This is a genomic window from Mesorhizobium sp. BAC0120 (assembly GCF_033542235.1).
Classification (GTDB): domain Bacteria; phylum Pseudomonadota; class Alphaproteobacteria; order Rhizobiales; family Rhizobiaceae; genus JAWRCU01.
The window spans coordinates 35,109-61,304 of record NZ_JAWRCU010000025.1; the positions used below are offsets into that span (position 1 = coordinate 35,109).

Sequence of the window (26,196 nt, forward strand, 5' to 3'; positions counted from 1 at the left end):
CGCGTCGCCGTTCCATTCATTCGTGGACACGGGTCGGAGGGAAAAGGTGACAGCCGCAGCCACATTGATGATCGTCGGCCGGGTGATCTTCGGAGCATTCTTCCTGATCGCTGGTATTCGCAATTTCCTCCGCTTCGGCGAGCGTACCCAAGTACCGACCAATTATGGCTGGCCCTTGCCGGCGCCCTTGCTTGTGATCGGCTTTGCGGTGCAACTGCTTGGGGGCCTGTTGCTGATCTTAGGGCTCTGGACTGTAGCAGGGGCGCTCGCGCTCATCGCCTTCCTGTTCGGCGCGACGCCGCTCTACCACAATCTCTTTCTGTTCAAGGGCAAGGATCGTGACCCGCATCTCTATCTGACTCTGGTCAACATCACGCTTGTCGGCGGCCTTCTGCTCATCATCGCCGATACGCTCTGATTGTCGGCCAATGCCGGCAAGGCGCCGCTCGGCATTGGCGGATCAGGAAGCTCTGCGCTCTCGGCCTCTCAGGCGGCGAGTTGCAGGCCGCCGTCGCAAGTGAGCACCTGTCCCGTCACAAAGCTGTTCGTGATGAGATAGGCGATCGACTTGGCGACGTCATCGGGCTCCCCGATGCGCCCGACCGGCGTCCGGCGCGCATAGTCGGCGAAAGCAGCTTCGCGCTGGTCCTGGGGCAGGAAGTCCCACCAGGGTGTGTTGATCACGCCCGGTGCGACGGCATTCACTCTGAGCGGCTTCAATTCCTTGGCAAGGATCGGAACGACCGTCAGCAGCGCGCCATTGATGGCGGCGACGCCGGCCAGTCCAGGCGCGGACATTTGGGCGGAAACCGCCGATACGAAAGTGATCGAGCCCTCTTTGCGGACATTAGGCAGCGCCTGCTGCGCGCAGAACAATTGCGGCCAAACCTTCTCGTCATAGCCGCTGCGAACCTCCGCGAGGTCCAGCGTCGCGAATTGCCCGATCCCCTTGCGGCCAGTCACAGACAGGACGAGGTGATCGAATGCCCCCAGGTCATCGAAGAATCTGCGGACTTCATCGGATTGCGTGGCGTCGAAGGCGGCGACTGCAACCTCGCCCGAAAGCTCTTGCCGTGCCCGATTGAGCCTGTCTTCGCTGCGGCCGGTGATCGTGACCTGCATGCCCTGCGCGAGCAGGCGCCTCGCGGTTGCGAGGCCGATGCCTGACGAGCCGCCGACGATGACGGTGTGTTCCTCTATCATTGATGCTGCTCCTTGAGCGCTGTTGAAAGAAAATCCGACGGAAGGCCGGCCAATTCGAGGCTCAGTTCTCTGAGCTCCTGTTGCGCCCTGCGGTCATAGGCTTGCGCGTCGGCGCGCGATTCGCTCAGCCCGCTGAAGTAGAGACCGCTGCGGCCTGCGAGCTTCGGCGACGTGGCAAGATTGAGGATGGCGTCCGCACCCTGCTCGACGGTGCTCACCGGCGTCACCCCGGCCCGTCTCACCATAGTGGTGTTCATGTAAGTGGCCGGGTGCAGGCTGTTGACCGTGATGCCGGTTCCTTCGAGCTCCTGCGCCAAATCCATAGTCAACGTGATCTGCGCCAACTTGCTCTGGCAGTAGGCGCGCGTGCCGCTATAGCCGCGCGTCAGCATCACGTCGTCGAAGTCGATCGCCTGCTGCCCAGCCGAGGCGACGAAGACGATGCGGGCCGGTGCGCTCGCCTTGAGCAGGGGCAAAAGCAGCGCGGTCAAGAGAAAGCCGGCGAGGTAGTTGACGGCGAAGCGCAGCTCGAAGCCATCCGCACTCGTCTGGCGCTCGGCGCCGGCAGTTCCGATCCCGGCATTGTTGATCAGTATGTCGAGCCTGTCGGTCCTGGCGCGGATCTCGTCGGCGAGGCCGCGTATCTCGGCCAACGAGGCAAGATCGGCGGTGACCAGCTCCGCCTTGCCGCCATGAGACGCGATTTCGGAAACGACGCGTTGGCCGCGCTCCTTGTTTCGGCCGTGAATGAACACCCTCGCGCCGCTTGCGCCCAGCCTTTGGGCTACCAGCCGCCCGACGCCGTCGGTCGAGCCGGTGATGAGTACGGTGCTCTCTTTCCGTTCCATGATGAGCCTCCAATCTGCCGCTCTTGCGGGAAGATGGGGCGAGGGAAGCACCGCAAACAGTTCTGAATTTATATAATGATGGTCATGACCGATCATTCATCCGATGAGAGCCGCAGGCGCGAACTGGGCGCGTTCCTGCGCTCGCGACGGGAACGGCTCAGCCCATCGGTGCTCGGCATTGGCTTGGGGCCGAGACGGCGGACGCCGGGCTTGCGGCGAGAGGAGGTAGCGATGGCGGCGGGCGTCGGGACCACCTGGTACACCTGGCTGGAGCAAGGGCGTGAAGTCAGGCCGTCCGCAGAAGTGCTGTCGGCGCTAAGTCAGGCCCTTCGGCTGGATGCGGCCGAGAAACGTCATCTGTTCATTCTCGCAGGGCGGCAACTGCCGGAACGGCCCGCCAGCGCTCAGGAAAAGGTCGAAGGTCCGCTGCTGCATATGCTCAACAGCCTTTCGATGCAGCCGGCCTATGTGGTGGGACGGCGCTGGGACGTGCTCGCCTGGAATTCTGCGGCGGCGGCTGTCTTCGGCGACTACGGTGCGCTGGACGGCGACACCCGCAACATCGTCCACATGGTCTTCACGAGCCCTAGCCACCGCCATCTTCTTGTCGATTGGGAAGAGGTCGCCCGCGTCGTGCTCGCCCAGTTTCGAGCGGAGAGCGCCAAATATATCGGCGACCCGGATTTCGAACGACTCGTCGCTCTGTTGATGCAATCGAGTCCCGAGTTCAGTGCTTGGTGGCCGCAACGTGACGTGCTTCGTCGCTTGTCCGGCGTGAAACACATCCGCCACCCTACGGCCGGCAAGATGGCTTTCGAGCACATGAGCTTTTCGATCGACGACGGCTCCGACATGAGGCTGATCGTCTATACGCCGCTTGCCCAGGAAAACACGATCGCGAAGCTCGCGGGGCTGCTCGAAACCGCGCCGGCACACAGAAAGAGCGCGTAGACCAAGCGGGTGCCCTCCATGAAAGCGGCTTCGGCTGCGCTTTTTCCAACAGAGTTGACGGCTCGCACGATTCGTGGATAAATATTATCTATGATTATGAAGGGCCCGAGATGAAGCTTGGCGACGGCGTCGAACAGGCGATCCACAGCGTGGCGTTGCTCGCCGGGTTGAGGGCGGACCGCGTCCTTGCCGCTGCCGCGTTGGCCGAATTTCACGGCGTGTCGCAGAGCTATTTGCTCAAGCATCTGCAGGCGCTGTCGAATGCCGGCATCCTCGCGACCGTGCCCGGTCCGAATGGCGGCTACAAGCTCGCCACCTCAGCTGCCAAGATCACGCTGCTCGACATCGTGCTCGCCGTGGAGGGGACAGCTCCTGCCTTCCGCTGCGCGGAGATCAGGAGGCGTGGACCCAATCCGCTGCCGGCTGTTGCCACGATCCGCCCTTGTGAGATCAATGCGGCGATGCTGAAGGCCGAGCGCGCCTGGCGCAACGAGCTCGCCAAGGTCACCATTGCCGACGTCCTGTCATCCGTGGCGGCCAATGACCGCGACGGCTTCATCGACGCGCGGGTATGCGCATTTCTCGAGCTTCGGGAGCGGCATCAGCCAGCTCCATGAACCAGTTCCAACTCCCAAGGCGAAAGGAACACCCGTGGAACCACGTCTCAACATCACGAAAGTTGCTCCTGAAATCTACCAGGCCGTGATCGCGCTCGACCGCCACGTGTTCAGCGAAAGCGGGCTCGATAAGGCCATCGTCCATCTCATCAAGATCAGAGCCTCGCAGATCAATGGATGCGCCTATTGCGTCGACATGCATGTCAAGCACGCCCGCCAGGACGGCTTCGGCGAGCAATGGATGCATATGATCTCGGTGTGGCGGGAATCGCCTATCTTCACCGAGAAGGAGCGGGCGGTGCTGGCCTGGACCGAAGCGCTGACGCTGCTCCCCGAAAGCCGCGCCGACGATGTCTATTTCGACCCGCTGCGCAACCATTTCAGCGGCGAGGAAATCGCCAAGATCACGGTCGCGATCGGCACGATCAATGTCTGGAGCCGCATTGCCGTCGGCCATCGGACGCAGCACCCGGTCGAGCGGCGCGAGGCGGCCTAAGCACCGTCCGTGCTTCCGAACCTGTGGACGGGAGTTGCAGAAAGGCAGCTCCGGTCGAATATGACTCGGAGGAAGGGGTTATCTCTTCGGGCTGAGACCATCGATGTAGAGCTGCTCCAGGAATCGAGCGGCATCCTCGAAGCGGCCCTCGCCACCGCGGTCCGGTCCGAGCACTGCACGCACCTGCACGTCGAAATCGGCATAGTGCTGAGTTGTCGCCCAGATCGAGAAGATCAGGTGAAAAGGATCGACCTTGGCGATCTTGCCGGCCCGGATCCAGCCCTTGATCACCTCGGCCTTCTCGTCGACGAGACGCTTCAACTCACCTTCAAGGATGGGCGTCATGCGCGGCGCGCCCTGCAACATCTCGTTGGCGAAGAGGCGGCTCTCGCGCGGAAAATCGCGTGCCATCTCCAGCTTGCGGCGGATGTAGCCGCGAATCTCAGTGATCGGGTCGCCGATGTCGTCGAGCTCGCGCAGCGGGGCAAGCCATGTGTCGAGCAGACGCTGCAGAACCGTCAGATGGATGTCTTCCTTGCGGCGGAAATAGTAGAGCAGGTTCGGCTTCGACATGCCGGCGGCATCCGCTATCTGGTCGATCGTGGCGCCGCGGAAACCATGATTTGAAAAGACTTCGAGTGCCGCTTCGAGAATGATCTCGCGCTTCTCGTTCTGAATGCGCGTGCGGCGTGGAGCTTCCGCTTCCACGGCTACAGGCCTTGCAGTGGGGACAATTTACTTACTTCCCCTCGCGCCAGGCCCGCGGACGGGCTCGCCCAGAATCGGGAATTAAGTAGACCGACCCTGGGGCCTGCCAGCACTGGCCCAACAAACTGGACCAGTTTTTCCTTGTGGGTTGGCGGGCATTTCCGGCCGATCATTTCGATTAGTATTCCCTTGACCGCCTCCATGGCGGTGCTAACGTTTGTCCAATCGGTCAAAAATTTGCGTAGCAGAAAACGCAGGCGGGACCAAGCGTTGGCCGCTAACAATAGGGGACCATAGAGGAGCTTGGTCATGTCGAACCGACTCAACGTCGTACCGAACGATCTTTCCGCATTCTGGATGCCGTTCACGGCCAACCGGCAGTTCAAGCAGTCGCCGCGCATGTTCGCGTCTGCCAAGGACATGCACTACACGACCACCGACGGCCGCAAGGTGCTGGACGGAACCTCCGGCCTCTGGTGCGTGAACGCCGGCCACTGCCGACCGAAGATCGTCGAGGCGATCCAGCGGCAGGCGGCCGAGCTCGACTATGCGCCCGCCTTCCAGATGGGCCACCCCATCGTCTTCGAATTTGCCAACCGGCTGGTGGACATCGCGCCCAAGGGCCTGGACCACGTCTTCTTCACCAATTCCGGCTCGGAGTCGGTCGATACGGCGCTGAAGATCGCGCTCGCCTACCAGCGCGTCAAAGGCGAGGGCTCGCGTTTCCGTCTCATCGGCCGCGAACGCGGGTATCACGGCGTCAATTTCGGCGGCATCTCCGTCGGCGGCATCGTCTCCAACCGCAAGATGTTCGGCACGCTGCTCACCGGCGTCGATCATCTGCCGCACACGCACAACCTGGCCAAGAACGCCTTCACCCGCGGCGAGCCGGAGCATGGCGCCGAACTCGCCGACGAGCTGGAGAGGATCGTCACCTTGCATGACGCCTCGACGATTGCGGCTGTCATTGTCGAGCCTGTGGCGGGTTCCACCGGTGTGCTCATCCCGCCGAAGGGCTACCTCCAGAAGCTCCGCGCGATCTGCGACAAATACGGCATCCTGCTCATTTTCGACGAGGTCATCACCGGCTTCGGTCGTCTCGGCACGCCGTTCGCCGCCGATTATTTCGGCATCCTTCCGGACATCATGATCACGGCAAAGGGCGTCACCAACGGCGTCATCCCGATGGGCGCGGTGTTCGTGAAGAAGGAGATCCACGACGCCTTCATGACCGGCCCGGAGCACCTCATTGAGTTCTTCCACGGCTACACCTATTCGGGCAACCCGATCGCCTGCGCAGCCGGCATGGGCACACTCGAGACATATAAGGAAGAGGGCCTGCTGACGCGCGGCGAGGAGCTCGCCTCGCATTGGGAGGATGCCCTGCATTCGCTCAAGGGCGAGCCCCACGTCATCGACATCCGCAACATCGGTCTGATCGGCGCGATCGAGCTGGAGCCGATCGCCGGCCAGCCCACCAAGCGCGCCTTCTCTGCCTTTGTGAAGGCGTTCGAGCGCGGTGCATTGATCCGCACCACGGGCGACATCATCGCGCTTTCCCCGCCGCTGATCGTCACCAAGGGCCAGATCAACGAGTTGATCGATCATGTGCGGGAAGTGCTGAGGATGGTGGATTGATCCGATGGCCCGCCCTCCGGCCACCTCGAAGGTTCTCGTCGACGATCCCAGGGTGCGCGTGACGCGCTGGGATTTCCAGCCGGGCGCAGAGACCGGCTGGCATCGTCACGGGATGGATTATGTGGTGACCACGATCACCCCTTGCGCCTTTCTGCTCGAGGAGCCCGGCGGCGGGACGCGCCGGGTCGACATGGAGGCTGGGGTGGCCTACCGGCGCGACGAAGGTGTCGAACACAATGTCGTCAATGCAGGAACGGCTCCGATGGCTTTCATCGAGCTGGAATTGAAGGACTGAGGAGCAGCAATGGCCGCACCGGGCGAGAATTTGCGCATCAATGCCGACCGCCTGTGGGACACCATTATGGAAATGGCCAAGATCGGCCCTGGCGTCGCCGGCGGTAACAACCGCCAGACGCTGACCGATGCGGACGGAGAAGGGCGTCACCTGTTCAAGCGCTGGTGCGACGAGGCCGGCCTCGAGCTTGGCGTCGACAAGATGGGCACCATGTTCGCCCGTCGCGAGGGCACCGACCCTGAGGCGCTGCCGGTCTATGTCGGCAGCCATCTCGACACGCAGCCGACAGGCGGCAAGTATGACGGCGTTCTCGGCGTTCTGAGCGGACTGGAGGTAGTACGCTCGCTGGACGACCTCGGCATCAGGACGAAGCACCCGATCGTCGTCACGAACTGGACGAACGAGGAGGGCGCGCGCTTCGCGCCGGCCATGGTCGCCTCCGGGGTTTTCGCCGGCGCGCTTACGCTCGACTATGCCTATTCCCGTAAGGATCCGGAGGGAAAGACCTTCGGCGAGGAGCTGAAGCGCATCGGCTGGCAAGGCGACGAAGAGGTCGGCGCACGCAAGATGCACGCCTATTTCGAATATCACATCGAGCAGGGGCCGATCCTCGAGGCAGAAAACAAGCAGATCGGCGTGGTGACGCATTGCCAGGGCCTCTGGTGGCTCGAGTTCACGCTGAGGGGCAAGGAAGCGCATACCGGCTCGACGCCCATGAACATGCGCGTCAATGCCGGGCTCGCCATGGCGCGCATCTTCGAAATGGTGCAGAAAGTGGCCCTTGCGAACCAGCCGGGCGCGGTGGGCGGCGTCGGCCAGGTCAAGTTCGCCCCCAATTCGCGCAACGTGCTGCCCGGAACGGTCGTGTTCACCGTAGATATCCGCTCGCCCGATCAGGCCAAGCTCGACGGCATGCGCAAGACGATCGAGACCGAGGCTGCCAAGATCGCCGAAGAGCTCGGCGTCGGCTGTTCGGTGGAAGCCGTCGGACATTTTGATCCGGTCACCTTCGATCCCACGCTGGTCGGCCGCATCCGCTCGGCGGCGGAGAAGCTCGGCTATTCGCACATGAACATCATCTCCGGTGCCGGGCACGATGCGTGCTGGGCGGCCAAGGTCGCGCCCGCGACCATGGTCATGTGTCCTTGCGTCGACGGGCTCTCGCACAACGAAGCAGAGAACATCTCCAAGGAATGGGCCGAAGCCGGCGCCAACGTTCTCTTCCATGCGGTGGTGGAGACGGCGGGGATTGTCGAATGAACTGAATAGGATACCGAACGCAGCTCGCAAGAAGCGCGAACGAAACAAGGGGAATACCAATGAGCAAAGTCATCAAGAACGGCACGATCGTTACGGCAGATCGCACATGGAAGGCCGACGTCCTCGTCAAGGCCGGCAAGATCGTTGCGATCGGGCCCGACCTGCATGGCGATCACGAGTTCGACGCTACCGGCTGCTATGTCATGCCTGGCGGTATCGACCCGCACACGCATCTCGAAATGCCCTTCATGGGCACCTATTCGTCAGACGATTTCGAGAGCGGCACACGCGCGGCACTCTCCGGCGGCACGACGATGGTGGTCGATTTCTGCCTGCCGTCGCCGAACCAGTCGCTGCTCGAAGCCTTGCAGATGTGGGACAACAAGACGTCGAAGGCGTCCTGCGACTATTCCTTCCACATGGCGATCACCTGGTGGGGCGAGCAGGTGTTCAACGAAATGGCGACGGTGGTCGACCGGGGCATCACGTCGTTCAAGCATTTCATGGCCTACAAGGGCGCACTGATGGTCGACGACGACGAGATGTACTCGTCGTTCAAGCGCTGCGCCGAGCTCGGTGCGCTGCCGCTGGTGCATGCCGAGAACGGCGACGTTGTAGCGCAGCTCCAGCAGAAGCTGCTTGCCGAAGGCAACAACGGTCCCGAGGCACACGCCTATTCAAGGCCGCCCGAAGTGGAAGGCGAGGCGACCAATCGGGCGATCATGATTGCCGACATGGCGGGCGTGCCGCTCTATGTCGTGCATGTCTCCTGCGAGCAGTCGCACGAAGCGATCCGCCGCGCCCGCCAGAAGGGCATGCGCGTCTTCGGCGAACCGCTCATCCAGCATCTGACGCTCGACGAGAGCGAGTACAAGAACCCCGACTGGGATCACGCCGCGCGGCGTGTGATGAGCCCGCCTTTCCGCGACAGGCTCCATCAGGATTCGCTGTGGGCCGGCCTGCAGGCAGGCTCGCTTCAGGTGGTCGCCACCGACCATTGCGCTTTCACGACCGAGCAGAAACGGTTCGGCGTCGGCGATTTCACCAAGATTCCGAACGGCACTGGCGGTCTCGAAGACCGCCTGCCCGTGCTATGGACGAGGGGCGTCAATACGGGCCGCCTGACGATGAACGAGTTCGTCGCCGTGACCTCGACCAACATTGCCAAGATACTCAACATGTACCCGAAGAAGGGGGCGATCGTCGAAGGCGCCGACGCTGACATCATCGTCTGGGACCCCAAGCGCAAGAAGAAGATTTCGGCGAAGAACCAGCAGTCGGTCATCGACTATAACGTCTTCGAAGGCTTCGAGGTGACCGGCCTGCCTCGCTTCGTCTTGACGCGCGGCGAGCTTGCCATCCAGGAAACGGATGTTATGGCAAAGCCCGGCCACGGCGAGTTCGTGGCGCGCGAGCCCAACGCTCCGGTCAATCGCGCGCTGTCGAAATGGAAGGAAGTGGTCGCGCCGCGGAAGGTCGAGCGGGCGGGTATTCCTGCGACTGGGGTGTGACTTTCGGTGGCTATGCCTGCACGGCCGGCGCCCTACGGCGCCCCCCTCTGTCCTGCCGGACATCTCCCCCGCAAGGGGGGAGATTGGCCGTCATTGATGGTTTCGCCAATCGCCAGCGTCGACAATTGGCGAAAACAAAGCGGCCGTCCAATCTCCCCCCTTGCGGGGGAGATGTCCGGCAGGACAGAGGGGGGCGCGACAGGGCGCAACTCCTCAGAACGGCACCGCTTCAACCACTCACCTCGGCACGCGCGCATCCAACTCCGGCAGCAGCACGACGCTCTCCTGCTCGTTGGGGTCGGTGCGGGCAATGACCGCGGAGGACGGCCTGTCACTGAGATTGGCCGGCAGATGCGGCACACCGGCAGGGATGTAGAAGAGGTCGCCCGCCTTGACGACGATATGGTTCTCCAGCTCGTCGCCATACCAGGTGTCGACCTCGCCGGACAGGCAATAGATCGCGGTCTCGTGGGCCTCGTGCAGATGCGCCTTGGCGCGCGCGCCGGGCGGCATGGTAAGGATGTGCATGCAGATGCCCTTGGCGCCGACCGTCTCGGTCGAAATGCCTTCGAAATAGCTGAGACCTTGCTTCCCGTCGTAAGTATTGTCGGGACGGATAAGGCGGCAGGTGGGTTTTGACTTGACCGTCATTCTATAAGCTCCAAAGAAGGCATGCCGGGCAGTGGGGAAGCCAGTGGAAATCAGAACGAAAACGAAGGCAATGGGATTCGGGTGCGGCCCGAGAAGACGGCCTGCTAAATGACAGATTCTTCGCCAGCCGTCGTTTCCGCCAGCAAGCTCAGCCTGACGTTCCAGACCAGCGATGGTCCGGTGAACGCGCTGTCCAATGTCGACCTCACCATCAACAAGGGAGAGTTCGTCTCCTTCATCGGCCCATCGGGCTGCGGCAAGACAACTTTCCTGCGCGTCATCGCCGATCTCGAGCAGCCCACCGAGGGCGCGATACTCGTCAACGGCATGACGCCGTCCGAGGCACGCCAGCGGCGCGCTTACGGCTATGTCTTCCAGGCGCCGGCGCTCTATCCGTGGCGCACGATCGAGCGCAACGTCGCGCTGCCGCTCGAGATCATGGGCATCGGCAGGCGCGACCAGAAGGCGCGGGTGGGCCGCACGCTCGATCTCGTCAACCTCATCGGCTTCGAGAAGAAATATCCCTGGCAGCTCTCTGGCGGCATGCAGCAGCGTGCCTCGATCGCCCGCGCGCTGGCCTTCGACGCGGATCTACTTCTCATGGACGAGCCGTTCGGAGCGCTCGATGAGATCGTGCGAGACCACCTCAACAAGCAGCTCCTGGAGCTCTGGGCGCGCACCAACAAGACGATCTGCTTCGTCACGCATTCGATACCCGAGGCCGTCTATCTTTCGACGCGCATCGTCGTGATGTCGCCTCGGCCGGGCAGGGTGACCGACGTGATCGAGTCGACGCTGCCGGTGGAGCGACCGCTCCATATCCGCGAGACGCCGGAGTTCCTGGCCATCGCACATCGAGTGCGTGAAGGCCTGCATGCGGGCCATTCCTACGAGGATTGAGGGGTGGCATGGACCGTACGCGTGACAAGATCGTACCCGTTCTTACGCTGCTGGCCGGGCTGATCGTCGTCTGGTATGTCGCAGCCGTCATCCTCAACACGCCGTTCCAGCGCGACATGGACAAGCGTGGAGGCGTGACGCCGGGCGGGATGGAGTTCATTGGCAAGACGCTGTCGCAGCCCAAGCCCGTGCTGCCGGCGCCGCATCAGGTGGCGGTCGCGTTCTTCAATTCCACCTTCATGGTGAAACCGTGGAGCGCGAGGAGCCTCGTCTACCATGCCTGGGTCACGCTCTCCTCGACGCTGCTCGGTTTCGTCTTCGGCACCGCGCTCGGCGTTTTGATCGCGGTCGGCGTCGTCCACGTCACGGCACTCGACCGCAGCCTGATGCCGTGGATCATCGCCTCGCAGACGGTACCGATCCTGGCGATCGCGCCGATGGTCATCGTCGTCTTCGCCGCGGTCGGCATCGTGGGGCTGATCCCGAAAGCGCTGATCTCGACCTATCTTTCGTTCTTCCCGGTCGCCGTCGGCATGGTGAAGGGGTTGCGTTCGCCCGAGCTCATCTATCTCGACCTGATGCGGACCTATAATGCGAGCGGCAGCCAGCTGTTCTGGAAGCTGCGTGTGCCGGCCTCCGTGCCCTTCCTTTTCACGTCGATGAAGGTGGCGATCGCCGCGAGCCTGGTCGGCGCGATTGTCGGCGAGCTGCCGACCGGCGCGGTCGCCGGTATCGGGGCCAAGCTGCTGACCGGCTCCTATTACAGCCAGACGATCGACATCTGGGCGGCGCTGATTGCGGGCTCGGTTGTGGCGGCGCTGCTCGTCACCATAGTCGGGATCGTAGGGAAGGTGGTCGAGCGGTCGATGGGAGCTCGACCGGCATGAACTGGCTGAAGCCCTCATGGCAGGCTGTGCTGGCCATCCTTATCTGCGTCGCCGCCGTGGCCATGGGAGCCATGACCCGGCCCGAGGCGGACGCGATCGCCAATCCGACGGCCACCATCAACTATCCCTACATGGGAACGAAGAGCCTGATCTTCGGTGTTTTGCTCGTCGCATCCCTTGCGTCAATGGCGCTGCCGTCCATCCTTGCGCGGATCTTCATGCTGATTGCCGCTTCTCTTGCCGCGGCGTGGCTCCTCATTCAGGCCATGTATGATTCCGCGTTTGTGGGCACGGCGCTGGCGCCCTATTTCATGGCACTCGCCGCGGCGTGGTTGCTTGCCTGGCTCTCGGTCAGCCTGCTCTCCGAACTCAAGCCTGTCGACCGAGCTGCCAGGTTGTTGTTGAGGCTTATTATTCCCGTGATCTTCGGCGCGTGGATATTGATCCTCTGGGAAGGGATCACACGCGGCGCGGGCGTCCCCTTCGTGCTGCTGCCGCCGCCGAGCCTGATCGGCGTGCGCTTCGCCAATTCGCTGCCTATACTGTGGGCCGACGTTCAGCAGACTGTCTTCAAGTCGGTGATCATCGGCTATGCGCTCGGTTGCTCGTTGGGCTTCCTGACGGCGATCCTCGCCGACCGCGTCCCGTTTCTTCGCCGAGGGCTGCTGCCGATCGGCAACATGGTCTCGGCGCTGCCTATCATCGGGGTCGCGCCGATCATGGTGATGTGGTTCGGCTTCGACTGGCATTCGAAGGCGGCGGTCGTTGTGGTGATGACCTTTTTCCCGATGCTGGTGAACACAGTCGCAGGACTCGCCGCTGCCGGCCGCATGGAGCGCGACCTGATGCGCACATACGCGTCCGACTACTGGCAGGAACTCTTCAAGCTGCGTCTGCCGGCGGCCGCGCCCTTCATCTTCAACGCCCTCAAGATAAATTCGACGCTCGCCATGATCGGCGCTATCGTTGCCGAGTTCTTCGGCACGCCGATTGTCGGCATGGGGTTTCGTATCTCGACCGAAGTCGGCCGGATGAACGTCGATATGGTGTGGGCGGAAATCGCAGTTGCGGCGCTTGCGGGTTCCGTCTTCTATGGCGTGGTCGCGCTCATCGAACGGGCAGCCACGTTCTGGCATCCGTCTATCCGCGGGGGATAGACCAACTTCAGAGGGTAACAGATATGAAAAAACTGATGATTCCGCTTCTGGCAAGCGCCATCTCGCTTGCCGCATTCCAGGCTTTCGCGGCCGACAAGCTCACCCTGCAGCTGAAATGGGTCACCCAGTCGCAGTTCGGCGGCTATTATGTCGCCAAGGACAAGGGCTTCTATGAGGAAGAGGGCCTGGATGTCGACATCAAGCCGGGCGGCCCCGATATCGCGCCCGAGCAGGTGATCGCCGGCGGCGGCGCCGACGTGATCGTCGACTGGATGGGCGGCGCGCTGGTCGCCCGCGAGAAGGGCGTGCCGCTGGTCAACATCGCCCAGCCCTTCAAGAAGGCCGGCATGGAGATGGTCTGTCCCAAGGACGGGCCGATCAAGACCGAGGCCGACTTCAAGGGCCACACGCTCGGCGTCTGGTTCTTCGGCAATGAGTATCCGTTCTTCGCCTGGATGAACAAGCTCGGCCTCAAGACAGAGGGCGGGCCTGACGGCGTCACGGTGCTGAAGCAGAGCTTCGACGTGCAGCCGCTCATCCAGAAGCAGGCCGATTGCATCTCGGTCATGACCTACAACGAGTACTGGCAGCTGATCGACGCGGGCTACAAGCCGGAGGACCTGATCGTCTTCAACTACACCGCGATGGGCAACGACCTGCTCGAAGACGGGCTCTATACGCTCGAGGACAAGCTCAAGGATCCGGCCTTCGAGGACAAGATGGTGCGCTTCGTAAGGGCTTCGATGAAAGGCTGGAAGTACGCGACCGAGAATCCAGATGAGGCGGCCGGCATTGTGATGGACAATGGCGGCCAGGACGAGAACCATCAGAAGCGCATGATGGGCGAGGTTGCCAAGCTGATCGACAATGCCGACGGAAAGCTCGTCGTGCCTGCCTATGAGCGCACGGCCAAGGCGCTGCTCGACCAGAAGATCATCACGAAGGAGCCCTCGGGCGCCTGGACTTCCGCCATCACCGACAAGGCGATCAAGTAGTCGCTCAAACTCGGATGAGTACAGAAGGGGCGGGTGACCGCCCCTTTTTCTTGAGCAGCTTGCATCGGTTCAGACGAAGCTTAACTCGTAATCAGTCGGGCCACCCCTACGTTTGCGAGCCATCTTGGGATCATCGCGCCAGGGATCGCGACTTGCAAATATTATTCCGGCAACTCGCAACCTGTAAGGGCGGTAACCGTTCCTGGAGGGTCGTGCATACTGCGAGCCGATACTGCATTTCGATCGGCAAGGACCCCTCAGGAGGAATTCGATGTCTAAAATCACAATCGCACGGGCGATCGCCGGTGCATTGGCTCTATTGGTGATGATGGCTGCACCGTCTGCTTATGCCAAGACGATCAAATACCAAGCCAAGCTCGACGCCAGCCAGGAGACGCCGTCAAACGACAGCAAGGGCACAGGCACCGCCGACGTGACCTACAACACCGGTACGCAAAGACTGAGGTGGACGGTCGACTATTCTGGCCTGACGGGCCCCGCGACTGCGGCTCATTTCCATGGTCCAGCCGAGCGCGGGCAGAGCGCCGACGTCGCGGTTCCACTCAAAGGGAAGCTGGACAGCCCGATCAAAGGCTCGGCGAAGCTCACGAAGGCGCAGGCGCGTGATCTCCAGGCAGGCAAATATTACATCAACATCCACACCGATGCCCACCCAGACGGCGAGATACGCGGCCAAGTCGAGGAGCAGAAAGCAGGCGGCAGCATGTGACGTAGGTCACCCCGCGGCCACGCACCGATTACTGGCTCTCGAACGGCAGGCGATAGAGGGTTACGGACACTGCGCGGCCGTTGGAGAAGTTGAGGCCTTGGATCTTGGAGAGGGCGATCGGCTTTGCAGCGGACTGATTGAACGCTGCCTGGAAAGCGGGTTCCTCGACCCTCTCCACGGCCGCGACGCCGCAGCGATTGCCCTTGAGCCACGCGGCCGCGCCGGCTCCGTCGGTTAGAAGCGTGTCGGTGGCGGTGAGAAACACCAAGCTCGGCTCGTCATAGCCGGCCGACGCCAGTTTCGAGTCCGCACACGGCTTTGCGGCAGAGTAAGCGCGCGCGACTTCGCGGCCGAGCCAGATCTGGTCCAGGCTGGGCAGCACCTGTCCTGCAAGCAGCCCCATTCCCACCATAGAGGCGAGGGTGGCGCCGACGACACGGCGCAGCGGCTGCCAGGTCACCATGATCCCCGAGCCTAGCCAGCCGGCCGCGACGAAGGCGATCGCGGAAGGGATGCTCCAGGCCGAGAAGCCGTCGAAATAAAGCGGCAGACCAACTGCCAGCGCTGCCAGCGCCACGGTCACTGCAATTACTCCGACGCGCGCTATCCAGACGAGCCAGAACATCCAAGGGGGGGAGGGCGCTGCCTCAGCGCCCTCGGACCGGTTCAGATGCCAGGCCATCAGAAGCAGGAGCGCCGGATAGGCCGGCAGCACGTAGTGTGGCAGCTTGGTCGGCATGAGCTCGCAGACTATCCACCAGGGCAGGTACCAGCAGAGCAGGAACAGGAGCCGCGGATCGGAGCGGAAGCGCCGCAGCGCCGCCAGCCCGCCTTCCAGCGCCATGGCGCCGAACGGCCATAGGAAGAGCGAATAGGTGAGCACATAATAGCCCGGCGGGAAGCCGTGCGATTCCTGCCCGCTGGCGACCTTGCCCATCATGTCCTTGCCTACCGATTCCTGCCAGAAGGCCCAGCCGCCTTTCAACGATATCGCGATGATCCAGGGGGCTACGATCAGCAGGACGAGGACCAGGCCGCGGATGGGTTTCAGGCCCCGCAGCCAGCGCCAGTCGCGGTCGAAAGCCGCAACGGCGCCTACCGTGAGCGCGCTGAGCAGGGGAACGATCGGTCCCTTGATCAGGATGGCGACGGCTTCGGCGATCCAGAATAGCCAAACCGTTCGGCCCGGTGCCTTTTCACCTTTCCGCATGGCGAGATAGAAGCCCGCAAGCGCCCCCTGCGCCACCACAGCGGTCGCGAGCAGGAAGGCGTCGGTCTTGGCGATCCGCGCCTCGAAGGCGAGACCGAAAATGCCGGCAAGTGCGATTGCCGCGATCAGGCCTTCGCGCTCGCCGAACAGACTGCGTCCGATCGCGAATGTAGCGCAGACGGCGATGAGGCCGCCCAGCACGGAAACCAATCTATAAGCCCAGATCGGGGCTGCGGCCCCGCCCCCAGCCATCTCGACTGCTGCGCTCTGCAGCCAATAGATGCCGATCGGCTTCTTGTAGCGGCTCTCGCCCTGGAAGCGGATATCGATATAGTCGCCGCCTTCGGCCATCTGCTTGGAGGCCTGCACGAAGCGTGGCTCGTCGCGGTCGATGGGCGGCAGCGATGCTATTCCAGGCAGGAAGGCTGCGAGGCATATGAGGATCAGCAGCGCGTAGTGCCGCATCGATGAACCATAGCGGAATGACCCAAGTTCAGCCGCCATCCGGTCTGCCTTTTGTTTGGTGCATGATCTCTTCCGAAAAATCTGCAACCTTTGCTGTCGCTGACCTCCGGTTTGGGATCACGCGGCATGCTCAACCGCCGTTGACGCGCATCGCTTTGCGTTCGTTGGCGATCAGCCAAAGGTTGCGGATGTAGATGAAGAGGCCCAACCCTTGGCCGAGGATGAAGACCGGGTCCTCACGCTGGATGGCATAGACCAGAAGCAGCGCGCCGCCGGCGAGCGAGAAGAACCAGAAGGCCACCGGCACCACCGAGCGCTTGGCCCGCTCCGATGCAACCCATTGAACGACGAAGCGCATCATGAAGAGCGCCTGCGCGATGAAGCCCAGCACGACCCAGGCATCGAACTGCCGAATGAAGACATCGTGCAGCCAGGTCAGCAGCGAGCCGAAGATTTCGGTCATGGTTTGATCTCGGTTACGGCCGGCACCACCTTGCGGCGTCGGCGCAGCCACCAGACGCCGATCAGGTCGAGTGCTCCGCGCAAGCCCCGGTCGAAGATACCGTAGTTGGATTTGCCGTGCCGGCGCGGCCGGTCGACGACGTCGATATGGACGACGCCGTAGCCTTCGCGCAGCACCAGGGCAGGCATGTAGCGATGCCAGCCGTCGAAATAGGGAAGCCGGCGGAAGATGTCGGTGCGAACCGCCTTGAGTCCGCAACCGGAATCTCGCGTGCCGTCCTTGAGGATCGCTTCGCGCAACCCATTCGCGAATTTGGAGGCAAGCTGCTTGAGCCTGGTGTCGGTTCGCTTCAGCCGCTGGCCGGCGGCTATTCCCACGGCCGGACCGGCGGCCTCCAACGCGTCGGCCAGTTTCGGCAGATAGGCAGGATCGTTCTGGCCGTCGCCATCCATGGTAACGACGACGGCGCCCCTTGCTGCAAGAACGCCTGAACGGACGGCGGCACTCTGGCCGGCCGAGCGGTCGTGTCGAACGTGGCGCAGGTGGCTGTCGCCCCTGGCGATGCGCTCGGCCAGTACCCTTCCGGTGGCGTCCGTCGAGCCGTCGTCCACCACGATCACCTCGTAATCGCGGCCGGACAAAGCCGTGTCCACCTCGTCGAGCAGGAAAGCGAGGTTCTGGGCTTCGTTGCGGCAGGGAATGACGACCGAAATGGCCGGCGCTTGGGCTTCAGGCATGAAATGTTTCCGGGAAATCGCGGCCTCATTAACATCGGGCGGGGCCATGCGCTACCTCGCAGATTGCGGCTTTGTGGCTGAGGGGAAGTGCAGGGGACAGTTTACTTTTTGCCGCCCGCGCTCGCCCGAGCCGCTCTGCTCTTCTGTGGAAAAAAGTAGCAGTCCCCGGTGCACCCCCTTCATCGCCGTTCGCGGATATCCGACAGCGTTCGGGTTGGGGTGATCGCCTCGGGGTCAAGCCTCACTTCGATGATCGATGGCTTGCCGCTCGCCCGAGCGCGCTCGAAGGCCGACGCAAAGTCCGCGGTCTTCTCGACCGTCTCGCCATGGCCGCCATAGGCTCGGGCAAGCACCGCGAAATCAGGGTTCCTGAGGTCGGTGGCCGTGATGCGGCCTGGATATTCGCGCTCCTGATGCATGCGGATGGTGCCGTAGATGCCATTGTTGACGACGATCACGATGATCGGCAGTTCGTATTGCACGGCTGTGGCGAATTCCTGGCCGTTCATGAGGAAGCAGCCGTCGCCGGCAAAGGCGACCACGAGCTTGTCCGGGAAGAGCTCCTTGGCCGCCACCGCGGCAGGCGTGCCGTAGCCCATGGAGCCTGAAGTCGGCGCAGCCTGCGTGCCGAAACGGCGGAAACGGTGGAAGCGATGCACCCACGTCGCATAGTTTCCAGCACCGTTGGTGAAGATTACGTCTTCCGGGAGCACGCTTTCCAGATAGGACATGATCGGCCCCATCTGCACCGGGCCCGGGCCTGTCTCCGGCGGCGTCGACCAGTCCAGATAGGCGCCATGCAAGCTGGTCGCCTCATCCTCCCAGATCGGCGGCGCGGCTGGTTTCAGTTCGGCAAAGGCGCGCGCGAAAGCGTCCGGCGAGGCGTTGATCGCCAGCGTCGGCCGATAGACCCGGCCGAGTTCGTTCGTATCGGGATGAACATGGACGAGTTTCTGATCGGGGTAGGGGCTCTTGAGCAGCGTGTAGTCGGATGATGGCATCTCTCCCAGCCGCCCGCCGACCAGCAGCACGAGGTCGGACTGCTTTATGTAGTTTGCCAATTTCGGGTTGATGCCGATGCCGACGTCTCCGGCATAACAAGGGTGGAGGTGATCGAACAGCATCTGCCGGCGGAAGGAGCAGCCGACAGGCAGCGCCCAGGCCTCGGCTGCTTTTTCGATCGCCGCCTTGGCTTCCCCGCTCCAGCGACTGCCGCCGAGGATCGCGACCGGCCGCCGCGAGTTCACCAGCAGATTCTCGAGTTCCCCCATATGCGCCGCAGACGGGTCGGTCTCGACCGGCACGTAGGGCAGTGCGGCCGGCGCTTCCGCCTCTTCCGTCAGCATGTCTTCCGGTAGCGCGATCACCACCGGGCCCGGGCGACCGGAGGTTGCGACGGCGAAAGCACGGGTCACGAGTTCGGGGATTCGTGCCGGGTCGTCGATCTCGGTCACCCATTTGGCGATGCCGCCGAAGAAGCGGCGATAGTCGACTTCCTGGAACGCCTCGCGGTCGCGTATGCCGCGTGCGATCTGGCCGATGAACAGGATCAGGGGGGTCGAATCCTGCATGGCGATGTGGATGCCGGCGGAAGCGTTCGTGGACCCGGGGCCGCGCGTGACGAAACACACGCCCGGTTTGCCGGTCAGCTTGCCGTGGCAATCCGCCATCATTGCCGCACCGCCTTCCTGGCGGCAGACGATGGTCTTGATGCGGGAATCATGGAGCGCGTCGAGCACCGCGAGATAGCTTTCGCCGGGCACGCAATAGATCCGCTCGACGCGGTTTGCTTCCAGAGCTTCGACGATCAGTTGTCCGCCGGTTCTCATTCGCCTGGCTTCTCCAGTTCTTCAAGGATTTCCGCCGTATGCTCGCCAAGCCTCGGCGAGGGGCGTCCATAGGCAAGCGGGGTCTTCGACATCAGCATGGGCGAGCGCACTCCGGGGAGGCTGTTGCCGTGGCCGTCGTCGAGATCGATCTTCATGCCGCGCGCGATGACCTGCGGATCGGCGAACATCTCGCCGATCGTGTTGATCGGGCTCGCCGGAACGCCGGCCGCCTCGAGCTTGGCCAACAGGGAATGATGCCCGAACGTGGCTACCGCGGGGACGAGCGCCGCGCGCAGCGCCTCGCGATTGGCGACACGGGCCGCATTGGTCGAGAAGCGCGGGTCGGACGCAATATCCAGCCCGAGCACCGCACACAGCTTCCGGAACTGACCGTCGTTGCCGACGGCGAGGATGATGTGCCCGTCCTTCACAGGCAGCACCTCATAGGGCGCGATATTGGGGTGTGCGTTGCCCATCTGCCGCGGTGAGTTGCCCGACACGAGATAGTTCAGGTTCTGGTTGGCGAGCACGGAGATCTGCGCGTCGAATAGCGCCATGTCGATGAACTGGCCTTCGCCTGTCTTCTCCGCGTGGCGCAGCGCAGCCTGGATCGCGATCACCGTGTAAAGGCCGGTGAAGAGGTCGGTGACCGCGACGCCGACCTTCTGTGGCTCGCCTCCGGCTGGGCCGGTGATCGACATCAGCCCCGACATGCCCTGGATGATGAAATCGTAGCCTGCTCGTGCGGCGTAGGGCCCGTCCTGGCCGAAGCCGGTGATCGAACAATAGACAAGACGCGGATTGATTTTCGACAGGCTTTCGTAGTCGAGGCCGTATTTCCTGAGGCCGCCGAGCTTGAAATTCTCGATCAGCACGTCGGCATTGGCGACAAGCCGCCGCACCTGATCGGCACCTTCGGGCGTCGAGAAGTCGATCGCGATCGAGCGCTTGCCGCGGTTGCAGGCATGATAATAGGCGGCCGAAAGGTTTTCGCCGTCCTCGCCCTCGACGAAAGGCGGCCCCCATTTGCGCGTATCGTCGCCGCCGTCCGGGTTCTCGACCTTGATCACGTCGGCGCCGAGATCCGCCAGCATCTGCCCGGCCCAGGGGCCAGCGAGAATGCGCGCCAGCTCGATGACCCGCACGCCTTTCAATGGGGGACTAGCCATGGATCGCCGACAGCTCCGAAGTCTTTCGCCGGCGCTGCCTAGCAAAGCGCGGGGAAACTGTCACCCTGTGACAGGTTGACGGGTCAGCCTGTCACTCGCACGACGACCTTTCCGAACGGTCCACGCTGCAAGTGATAGAGCGCGGCGGGCAGGTCGGCCAGGGCATATTCCGCATCGATTACCGGCTTGAGGCCGGTCCGGTCGATGGCGCGGACGAAATCCTCGAGCGCCCGTCGATGGCCGACCTGGATGCCTTCCACGACGAGTTGCTTTTGCGCGAGCGGCCGGAAATGGCCGGAAATCTCGAAGCCCTCCAGCACGCCGATCAGCGAGACCCGGCCGGAAATGGCCGCGGCCTCCAATCCACGGCCGAAGTGGGTGCCGCCGACAATTTCCAAGACATGGTCGGCGCCGCGGTCCCCCGTCAGGCGGTAAACGGCCTCCACCCAGTCCTCCTTGTTACGGTTGATCCCGTGCTTGGCGCCGAGTGCCTTGGCGCGGTCGAGCTTGGCGTCGTCGCCAGAAACGACGATCGCTTCCGCGCCATGCATGGCTGCAAGCTGCAGGGCGAACAGCGCGACACCGCCGGTGCCCTGCACCAGAACGGTCTGGCCGGCGCGCAGGTCCCCGCGCTCGACCAGCGCGGTCCAGGCGGTGAGCCCGGCGCAGGGCAGCGTGCTCGCCTCCGCGTCAGTCAGGCTTTCCGGGGCTTTAACCGCCCAGTCCTGGTCGAGCACAATATACTGGGAAAGCACTCCCTGATGCTGGCCTCCCAGCGTGGTCGCGCCGTAGTTACGGCCGGTTCCCGAACCCGGTCCGTCGATCCAGCCCGGAATGAAGGTGGAGATCACGCGGTCACCTGCCTTGAAGCGCTTCACATCTTCACCTGCGGCCACGACGACGCCGGCGGCGTCTGAAGCAGGCACGAACGGCCGCAATCCAGCGGGGAGTCCAAAGCCGCGGTCGATGAGAAGAAGGTCGCGATAGTTGAGCGACACGGCCGAGACCTTGACGAGGATCTCGTTGGCTGCAGGCTCGGGAATAGGCGTCTCGCCGAGTTCCAGATGGTCGCGACCTGTATCCGTCAATGCCCACCGCTGCATCGCGCCTGTCCTGACATGCTGGTTCATCACTGGCTCCGTTGGAAGATAGGCCGGCAAGATATTCGCTCCTAGTGAATTGCAGTGCGGGTAGTATTTCCGTTTAATGTATCCGAATGTTCTACAATGGTGGACAATGGCCGACCGACTGAGTGGAATCCGCGAATTCGTGACTGTGGTGGAGGCGGGCAGCTTCGCCGCTGCGGCGGGGCGGCTGAATCTCTCCCGCTCGGCAGTCGGCAAGGCAGTGGCCCGATTGGAGACACGGCTTGGCGTGCGGCTGTGCCACCGCACGACAAGAGTGCTCAGCCTTACTGAAGATGGGCTTGCCTTTTACGAGCGCTGCCTCCGTGTTCTGCGGCAGCTCGAGGAGGCTGAGATGGCGCTGGAGTCGGGCCGCGCGGAGCCGGTCGGCAAGGTCCGCGTCACGGTCCCGGTCGTGTTCGGTCGCCATTGCGTCGCGCCTGTCCTCTATGAGGTGGCGAGCAGGCATCCGGGGCTCGTGCTGGAAATCGGCTTCACCGACCGGCCGGTCGACCTTGTCGAGGAGGGCTACGACCTGGCCATCCGCAACGGTACGCTCCCTGATCATCCGGGCCTCATGGCCCGTACGCTCGCCCGGCAGCGGATGGTTGTCTGTGCCTCTCTCGCCTATCTCGAAAAGCAGGGAAGGCCCAGATCGTTGGCCGAGCTACCGTCGCATCAGGCGATAGACTATGCGCGACCGCAGTACACGCGCACCTGGCTGTTTCCAGACAGGCAGAGCGGAACCACGGAGATCGCGATGAACGGCCGCATCCGGCTGGACGACCTGGAGGCGATGTGCGACGCCGCCGCCGCCGGGCTGGGGCTCGCATGGCTGCCTTGCTGGCTGATCCGGCCACGCGTCGCGAAAGGCGAGCTTGTCCGCCTCGACGATTTTCCGAAGGCCGAATTCAACAGCTCGGCGCTCTGGCCGCGGGCGCCTTTCCTACCGTCGCGCGTACGCGTGCTCATCGACGCGCTGGCGGCTCGGCTACCGGGCATGATGGGATGAATATCTTATGATGCGCCGACCGACGGTCGCGGCAACATCACCGCCCCGCACCTGCTCCTCGTGTCTCCCGCCGCAGTCGCCCGAAGCGGAAGCCCTCAGGCCGCGCGGCGCGCACCATCATCATCTCGCCGAGGTTTTCGTGGGTCATGAGGCCCACCAGCCGACCTGCATCATCGACGATCGCGACCGCCGGCGCGCCGGCCTCCTGCATCAGCCTCAGGCTGTGCTGGAGGCTTTTGCGCGGATGGCTCACCGGGATGTGCTTGAGCATCACTGAAGCTACCGGCGTCGCCGGACCACCTTCGCGCAGCGCCCGGATCATGGCGTCCCGCGTCAGCAGTCCGTCGAACTTGCCGTCTTGATCGACCACGGGGAACTCACGCTGGGTCGTCGCAAGCATCGCCTCTACCGCCTCGTCGATGTTGGACGAGCGCTGCAGGCTTGCGAAACTGGTGATCATCACGTCACCGACCAGCACACTGGAGGCGACGTCGCGAAGCTGCGCATTCTGCGCCTCGGCGGCTGCCGCCAGATAGACGAAGATCGCGATGAAGATCAGCAGCGGGTTGTATAAGAGGCCGAGGAAGCCGAAAACGAAGGCGAGCCCCTGGCCGATCGTGGCCGCAATCTGGGTGGCGCGCGACCACGGCAGCCAGACTGCCAGCACGGCGCGCAGCACGCGCCCGCCATCCATCGGGAAGGCGGGGATCAGGTTGAAGAGCACCAGGAATACGTTGACGCCCGCGAGCCGCACGAAAAAATTCACATGCGGATTCTCGATCTCGGCCAGCTGATCGAAGCCGACGGAATAACCGAGGGCTGCAAAAAGGATGCCGGCGATGACCACGTTTACGAGCGGCCCGGCGATCGCGATCACGAACTCCTGTCCCGGCTGCTCCGGCATGCGCTCCAGCCTGGCGAGCCCACCGATAGGGAGCAGGGTGATGTCCGGTGTATGGATGCCGTAGCGACGGGCGGCGAGCACATGGCCGAATTCGTGGAGCACGACGCAAAGGAACACCGCGAGAATGAAGATTACGCCTTCCCAGGCCGCGGGCGTTCCGCCCATCCGGTAATGCACGAACCAGATCCAGAGCAGCAGCAACAGGAAGGTGACATGGATGCGCACTTCCGTGCCGCCGAAGGTTCCGATCTTGAAGGACCAGGTCATGGACTGCTCCGTCGCTCCCGACAGCAAAGGATAAACTATCCTGCCGTGAAGAAAACGGGTCACTGTCGGGAAGCCTCCGAAACCGCACGCTCTGCCCAGGCAGCGAAATCCTCGGTGATCACGTTCCGATTCAATTCGTTGAGGGATTCGTGCCGGGTTTCGCCATAAACTTTTGTAACGACATCAGAAAACCCCATTCGCTTCAAGCGCGTAGCGAGGTCGAGCACAGCCTTGCCGCCGCTGGTCGCGGGGTCGTTCTCGCCGCCGACGAGGTTGAACGGCAGTTCTTTGCGCACGCCGGCGAAATTGCGGTCGTCAGCGCCGAAGAAGACGAGATGGAAGACATTGATCCACATCGAGATGGATGCGTTCCAGCCGCAAAGAGGGTCGGCCACGTATTTGTCGACCTCGGTCGGGTCGCGTGACAGCCAGTCGAATTCTGTGCGGCGGTCGGTGACCTGTTTCGACCAGGCGCCGAAAGTGAGCTGCGGCAGAATGCGGGATGGCACGTCCGAGCCGAGCCGGAAGCGTTCCCACGCCAGGATCGCTTGCGCAAACCGGCCGAGCAAGCCTGCGGAGAAGTTGGCGTTCCAGATCGCCGCTGCCGCAACGCGCGCGGAGTGCATTAGGACGAAGTTCATGGCGACCAGCCCGCCCATCGAATGTCCGAAGACGATGACCGGCAGGCCGGGCTGCTCCAAGGCGATCAGGTCGTGGATTGCCGCGACGTCGGCAATTAGCTTCGCGACCCCGTCGGGCCGGCCGAACATGCCCTGCGGCGCATCGGGCGCCGTCGTTCCGCCGTGACCGCGGTGGTCATGTGCATAGACATGGAAGCCGTGCGCGGCCATCGCCTCGGCAAAGCGGCCGTAACGGGCTGCATGCTCTGCAATACCGTGATTGACTTGTATAATGCCGAGCGGCGCGGCCTGGGCGCGGCGGACATAGAGCTTGAGTTGCGCGCCGCTGGGCGACTGAACTATCCGGTGATCGCTGAACGACATCCGCGCTTCTCCTGGCTCGCCTTCGGTAACGTCATCCTGCGGTTGCGAAAGCATATTTGGTTTGTGCCGGCGCGCGTTTTGCGTCAATCGAACCTGATATGGTTTCAGCAAACCGCCCGGAAAATGGGAGGTATCATGCGGTCGGCTATCTCTTACGGCATTGTTCTCGCTGCCGTCATGGCGGCGGGCGTCGCGCATGCCGAAAAGAAGTTGAGCGGCAGCTTCGTGGCCGATGCGAGCTGCCCGGCGACGCAGTCGATCAAGAGCGGCAGGAATCCCGGCAACATAAGCACCGCGATCGGCCAGAATTACGATCTGCTCGCAGGCAACAAGGATGAACCGACGCATTATCTCATCCGCGTGCCTGGCGCCGACCCGGAGCGGCGCTGGGTGAAGGTGACCTGCGGGCATGTGTCCGGCCAGGGCGCAGCGAATGAGCCCGGCGCTTCAGCAACGCCGGCTGCGCCGCAGAAGCGAGCGGCTTCCGGCACTGGCAAGCCCGACTATATCTTTGCACTGAGCTGGCAGCCGGCCTTCTGCGAGACCAGGCCGGAGAAAAGCGAATGCAAGGCCGAGATGGCCGATGGTTTCGATGCCAGCCGCTTTACGCTGCACGGACTTTGGCCCGAGCCTAATGGCAATTTCTATTGCGGCGTGAGTGCTGACGACAGAGCAAAGGATTCACCGGGCCACTGGCGGGATTTGCCGCCGGTCGAACTCGATGCAGCGACGCGGCAGCAGCTCGATCAGGTGATGCCGGGTACCGCTTCTCAGCTCGAAAGGCATGAGTGGATCAAGCACGGCACCTGTTCGGGCCTCAGCCAACAGGCGTATTTCTCCGAAGCGCTGACCCTGATGCGCACCGTCAACGGCTCGGCCGCCCGCGATCTCTTTGCGCAGAATGTCGGCCGCGAGCTTACGTCGGATCAGATACGCGACGCCTTCGATAAAGCCTTCGGCGCAGGGGCGGGGAAACGGGTACGTGTGGCCTGTGTCAAGGATCCGTCCAGCGGCCGCAGGCTGATCAGCGAACTCACGCTTGGGCTGACTGGTCCGCTTGGTCCTGACAGCTCCCTGGCCAGCCTGATAATGGCATCCTCGCCCACGGGCGCCGGTTGCCCGAAAGGATTCGTGGACCGGCCCCGGCCTCAATAACGGCTCTCCG

27 protein-coding genes are annotated in these 26,196 nt (G+C 63.1%); 15 read left to right on the plus strand and 12 right to left on the minus strand.

Annotated features, from left to right (window positions below; all coding sequences use genetic code 11):
- Nucleotides 1-46 precede the first annotated feature (46 nt).
- Nucleotides 47-418 carry a DoxX family membrane protein gene (locus SAZ10_RS31055; protein WP_318613364.1) on the plus strand — a complete coding sequence of 124 codons (372 nt, stop codon included), beginning with the start codon at nucleotides 47-49 and terminating at the stop codon, nucleotides 416-418.
- Nucleotides 419-486: 68 nt separating this feature from the next.
- Here SAZ10_RS31055 and SAZ10_RS31060 read toward each other — a convergent pair whose 3' ends face one another.
- Nucleotides 487-1,203, minus strand: a complete 717-nt coding sequence (locus tag SAZ10_RS31060) for an SDR family oxidoreductase (RefSeq protein ID WP_318613365.1) — start codon at nucleotides 1,201-1,203, stop codon at nucleotides 487-489.
- Nucleotides 1,200-2,051 (minus strand): SDR family oxidoreductase, encoded by an 852-nt coding sequence (locus SAZ10_RS31065; protein ID WP_318613366.1) that lies wholly within the window; start codon nucleotides 2,049-2,051, stop codon nucleotides 1,200-1,202. The genes SAZ10_RS31060 and SAZ10_RS31065 overlap by 4 nt, the downstream gene beginning before the upstream one ends.
- Before the next feature lie 75 nt (nucleotides 2,052-2,126).
- Between SAZ10_RS31065 and SAZ10_RS31070 the strand changes: the two genes are divergently transcribed.
- The 3 genes from SAZ10_RS31070 (at nucleotide 2,127) to SAZ10_RS31080 (ending at nucleotide 4,115) form a co-directional block, all read left to right on the plus strand.
- Nucleotides 2,127-3,002 (plus strand): helix-turn-helix transcriptional regulator, encoded by an 876-nt coding sequence (locus SAZ10_RS31070; RefSeq protein WP_318613367.1) that lies wholly within the window; start codon nucleotides 2,127-2,129, stop codon nucleotides 3,000-3,002.
- 110 nt (nucleotides 3,003-3,112) lie between these two features.
- Entirely contained in the window at nucleotides 3,113-3,619 is a 507-nt protein-coding gene (locus SAZ10_RS31075) for an Rrf2 family transcriptional regulator (RefSeq protein ID WP_318613368.1), read from the plus strand.
- 34 nt (nucleotides 3,620-3,653) lie between these two features.
- Nucleotides 3,654-4,115: a carboxymuconolactone decarboxylase family protein gene (locus tag SAZ10_RS31080; RefSeq protein ID WP_318613369.1), complete on the plus strand. Its 462-nt coding sequence runs from the start codon at nucleotides 3,654-3,656 to the stop codon at nucleotides 4,113-4,115.
- Nucleotides 4,116-4,193: 78 nt separating this feature from the next.
- On the opposite strand, the gene SAZ10_RS31085 is transcribed toward SAZ10_RS31080, so the two are convergent.
- Nucleotides 4,194-4,823: a TetR family transcriptional regulator C-terminal domain-containing protein gene (locus tag SAZ10_RS31085; RefSeq protein ID WP_318613370.1), complete on the minus strand. Its 630-nt coding sequence runs from the start codon at nucleotides 4,821-4,823 to the stop codon at nucleotides 4,194-4,196.
- 309 nt (nucleotides 4,824-5,132) lie between these two features.
- Here SAZ10_RS31085 and SAZ10_RS31090 point away from each other — a divergent pair, with 309 nt between their 5' ends.
- The 4 genes from SAZ10_RS31090 to hydA are packed head-to-tail and all read left to right on the plus strand — an operon-like array spanning nucleotide 5,133 to nucleotide 9,527.
- Nucleotides 5,133-6,461 (plus strand): aspartate aminotransferase family protein, encoded by a 1,329-nt coding sequence (locus tag SAZ10_RS31090; RefSeq protein ID WP_318613371.1) that lies wholly within the window; start codon nucleotides 5,133-5,135, stop codon nucleotides 6,459-6,461.
- Nucleotides 6,462-6,465: 4 nt separating this feature from the next.
- Complete coding sequence (locus SAZ10_RS31095; protein WP_318613372.1) at nucleotides 6,466-6,756, plus strand: cupin domain-containing protein; 291 nt, start codon at nucleotides 6,466-6,468, stop codon at nucleotides 6,754-6,756.
- Nucleotides 6,757-6,765: 9 nt separating this feature from the next.
- Nucleotides 6,766-8,016, plus strand: coding sequence for a Zn-dependent hydrolase (locus SAZ10_RS31100; protein WP_318613373.1), 1,251 nt, complete (start codon nucleotides 6,766-6,768; stop codon nucleotides 8,014-8,016).
- Between the two features lie 59 nt (nucleotides 8,017-8,075).
- Nucleotides 8,076-9,527, plus strand: a complete 1,452-nt coding sequence (hydA, locus tag SAZ10_RS31105; RefSeq protein WP_318613374.1) for a dihydropyrimidinase — start codon at nucleotides 8,076-8,078, stop codon at nucleotides 9,525-9,527.
- 237 nt (nucleotides 9,528-9,764) lie between these two features.
- Here hydA and SAZ10_RS31110 read toward each other — a convergent pair whose 3' ends face one another.
- The gene (locus SAZ10_RS31110) at nucleotides 9,765-10,178 is read right to left on the minus strand and encodes a cupin domain-containing protein (RefSeq protein WP_318613375.1); all 414 of its coding nucleotides are present in this window, start codon (nucleotides 10,176-10,178) and stop codon (nucleotides 9,765-9,767) included.
- 108 nt (nucleotides 10,179-10,286) lie between these two features.
- Here SAZ10_RS31110 and SAZ10_RS31115 point away from each other — a divergent pair, with 108 nt between their 5' ends.
- From SAZ10_RS31115 to SAZ10_RS31135, 5 genes are all read left to right on the plus strand, one after another.
- Complete coding sequence (locus tag SAZ10_RS31115; RefSeq protein ID WP_318613376.1) at nucleotides 10,287-11,078, plus strand: ABC transporter ATP-binding protein; 792 nt, start codon at nucleotides 10,287-10,289, stop codon at nucleotides 11,076-11,078.
- Nucleotides 11,079-11,086: 8 nt separating this feature from the next.
- Complete coding sequence (locus tag SAZ10_RS31120) at nucleotides 11,087-11,965, plus strand: ABC transporter permease (RefSeq protein ID WP_318613377.1); 879 nt, start codon at nucleotides 11,087-11,089, stop codon at nucleotides 11,963-11,965.
- Nucleotides 11,962-13,122, plus strand: a complete 1,161-nt coding sequence (locus SAZ10_RS31125) for an ABC transporter permease (protein WP_318613379.1) — start codon at nucleotides 11,962-11,964, stop codon at nucleotides 13,120-13,122. The genes SAZ10_RS31120 and SAZ10_RS31125 overlap by 4 nt, the downstream gene beginning before the upstream one ends.
- Nucleotides 13,123-13,145: 23 nt before the next feature.
- Entirely contained in the window at nucleotides 13,146-14,117 is a 972-nt protein-coding gene (locus tag SAZ10_RS31130) for an ABC transporter substrate-binding protein (RefSeq protein ID WP_318613380.1), read from the plus strand.
- Nucleotides 14,118-14,388: 271 nt separating this feature from the next.
- A complete protein-coding gene (locus tag SAZ10_RS31135; RefSeq protein WP_318613381.1) occupies nucleotides 14,389-14,847 on the plus strand; it encodes a CHRD domain-containing protein in 459 nt (152 codons plus the stop codon).
- A gap of 28 nt (nucleotides 14,848-14,875) precedes the next feature.
- On the opposite strand, the gene SAZ10_RS31140 is transcribed toward SAZ10_RS31135, so the two are convergent.
- The 6 genes from SAZ10_RS31140 to SAZ10_RS31165 all read right to left on the minus strand — a co-directional run bounded on the left by SAZ10_RS31140 (nucleotide 14,876) and on the right by SAZ10_RS31165 (nucleotide 21,850).
- Nucleotides 14,876-16,561 (minus strand): glycosyltransferase family 39 protein, encoded by a 1,686-nt coding sequence (locus tag SAZ10_RS31140; RefSeq protein ID WP_318613383.1) that lies wholly within the window; start codon nucleotides 16,559-16,561, stop codon nucleotides 14,876-14,878.
- A 91-nt stretch (nucleotides 16,562-16,652) separates the two neighbouring features.
- Nucleotides 16,653-16,985, minus strand: a complete 333-nt coding sequence (locus SAZ10_RS31145) for a lipid-A-disaccharide synthase N-terminal domain-containing protein (protein ID WP_318613384.1) — start codon at nucleotides 16,983-16,985, stop codon at nucleotides 16,653-16,655.
- Nucleotides 16,982-17,722, minus strand: coding sequence for a glycosyltransferase family 2 protein (locus SAZ10_RS31150; protein WP_318613385.1), 741 nt, complete (start codon nucleotides 17,720-17,722; stop codon nucleotides 16,982-16,984). The genes SAZ10_RS31145 and SAZ10_RS31150 overlap by 4 nt, the downstream gene beginning before the upstream one ends.
- A gap of 179 nt (nucleotides 17,723-17,901) precedes the next feature.
- A complete protein-coding gene (locus SAZ10_RS31155) occupies nucleotides 17,902-19,551 on the minus strand; it encodes a thiamine pyrophosphate-binding protein (protein WP_318613386.1) in 1,650 nt (549 codons plus the stop codon).
- Nucleotides 19,548-20,720, minus strand: coding sequence for a CaiB/BaiF CoA-transferase family protein (locus SAZ10_RS31160; RefSeq protein ID WP_318613387.1), 1,173 nt, complete (start codon nucleotides 20,718-20,720; stop codon nucleotides 19,548-19,550). The genes SAZ10_RS31155 and SAZ10_RS31160 overlap by 4 nt, the downstream gene beginning before the upstream one ends.
- A gap of 83 nt (nucleotides 20,721-20,803) precedes the next feature.
- A complete protein-coding gene (locus tag SAZ10_RS31165; protein ID WP_318613389.1) occupies nucleotides 20,804-21,850 on the minus strand; it encodes an NAD(P)-dependent alcohol dehydrogenase in 1,047 nt (348 codons plus the stop codon).
- A 106-nt stretch (nucleotides 21,851-21,956) separates the two neighbouring features.
- On the opposite strand from SAZ10_RS31165, the gene SAZ10_RS31170 reads away from it, so the two are divergent.
- The gene (locus SAZ10_RS31170; RefSeq protein WP_318613391.1) at nucleotides 21,957-22,856 is read left to right on the plus strand and encodes a LysR family transcriptional regulator; all 900 of its coding nucleotides are present in this window, start codon (nucleotides 21,957-21,959) and stop codon (nucleotides 22,854-22,856) included.
- A 37-nt stretch (nucleotides 22,857-22,893) separates the two neighbouring features.
- Here the strand turns inward: SAZ10_RS31170 and SAZ10_RS31175 are convergent, their stop codons facing one another.
- Nucleotides 22,894-24,027 (minus strand): site-2 protease family protein, encoded by a 1,134-nt coding sequence (locus tag SAZ10_RS31175; RefSeq protein WP_318613392.1) that lies wholly within the window; start codon nucleotides 24,025-24,027, stop codon nucleotides 22,894-22,896.
- 59 nt (nucleotides 24,028-24,086) lie between these two features.
- Nucleotides 24,087-25,031: an alpha/beta hydrolase gene (locus tag SAZ10_RS31180; RefSeq protein ID WP_318613393.1), complete on the minus strand. Its 945-nt coding sequence runs from the start codon at nucleotides 25,029-25,031 to the stop codon at nucleotides 24,087-24,089.
- A gap of 135 nt (nucleotides 25,032-25,166) precedes the next feature.
- Here SAZ10_RS31180 and SAZ10_RS31185 point away from each other — a divergent pair, with 135 nt between their 5' ends.
- On the plus strand, nucleotides 25,167-26,186 hold the full coding sequence (locus SAZ10_RS31185; RefSeq protein WP_318613394.1) for a ribonuclease T2 family protein: 1,020 nt from the start codon (nucleotides 25,167-25,169) through the stop codon (nucleotides 26,184-26,186).
- Nucleotides 26,187-26,196 lie beyond the last annotated feature (10 nt).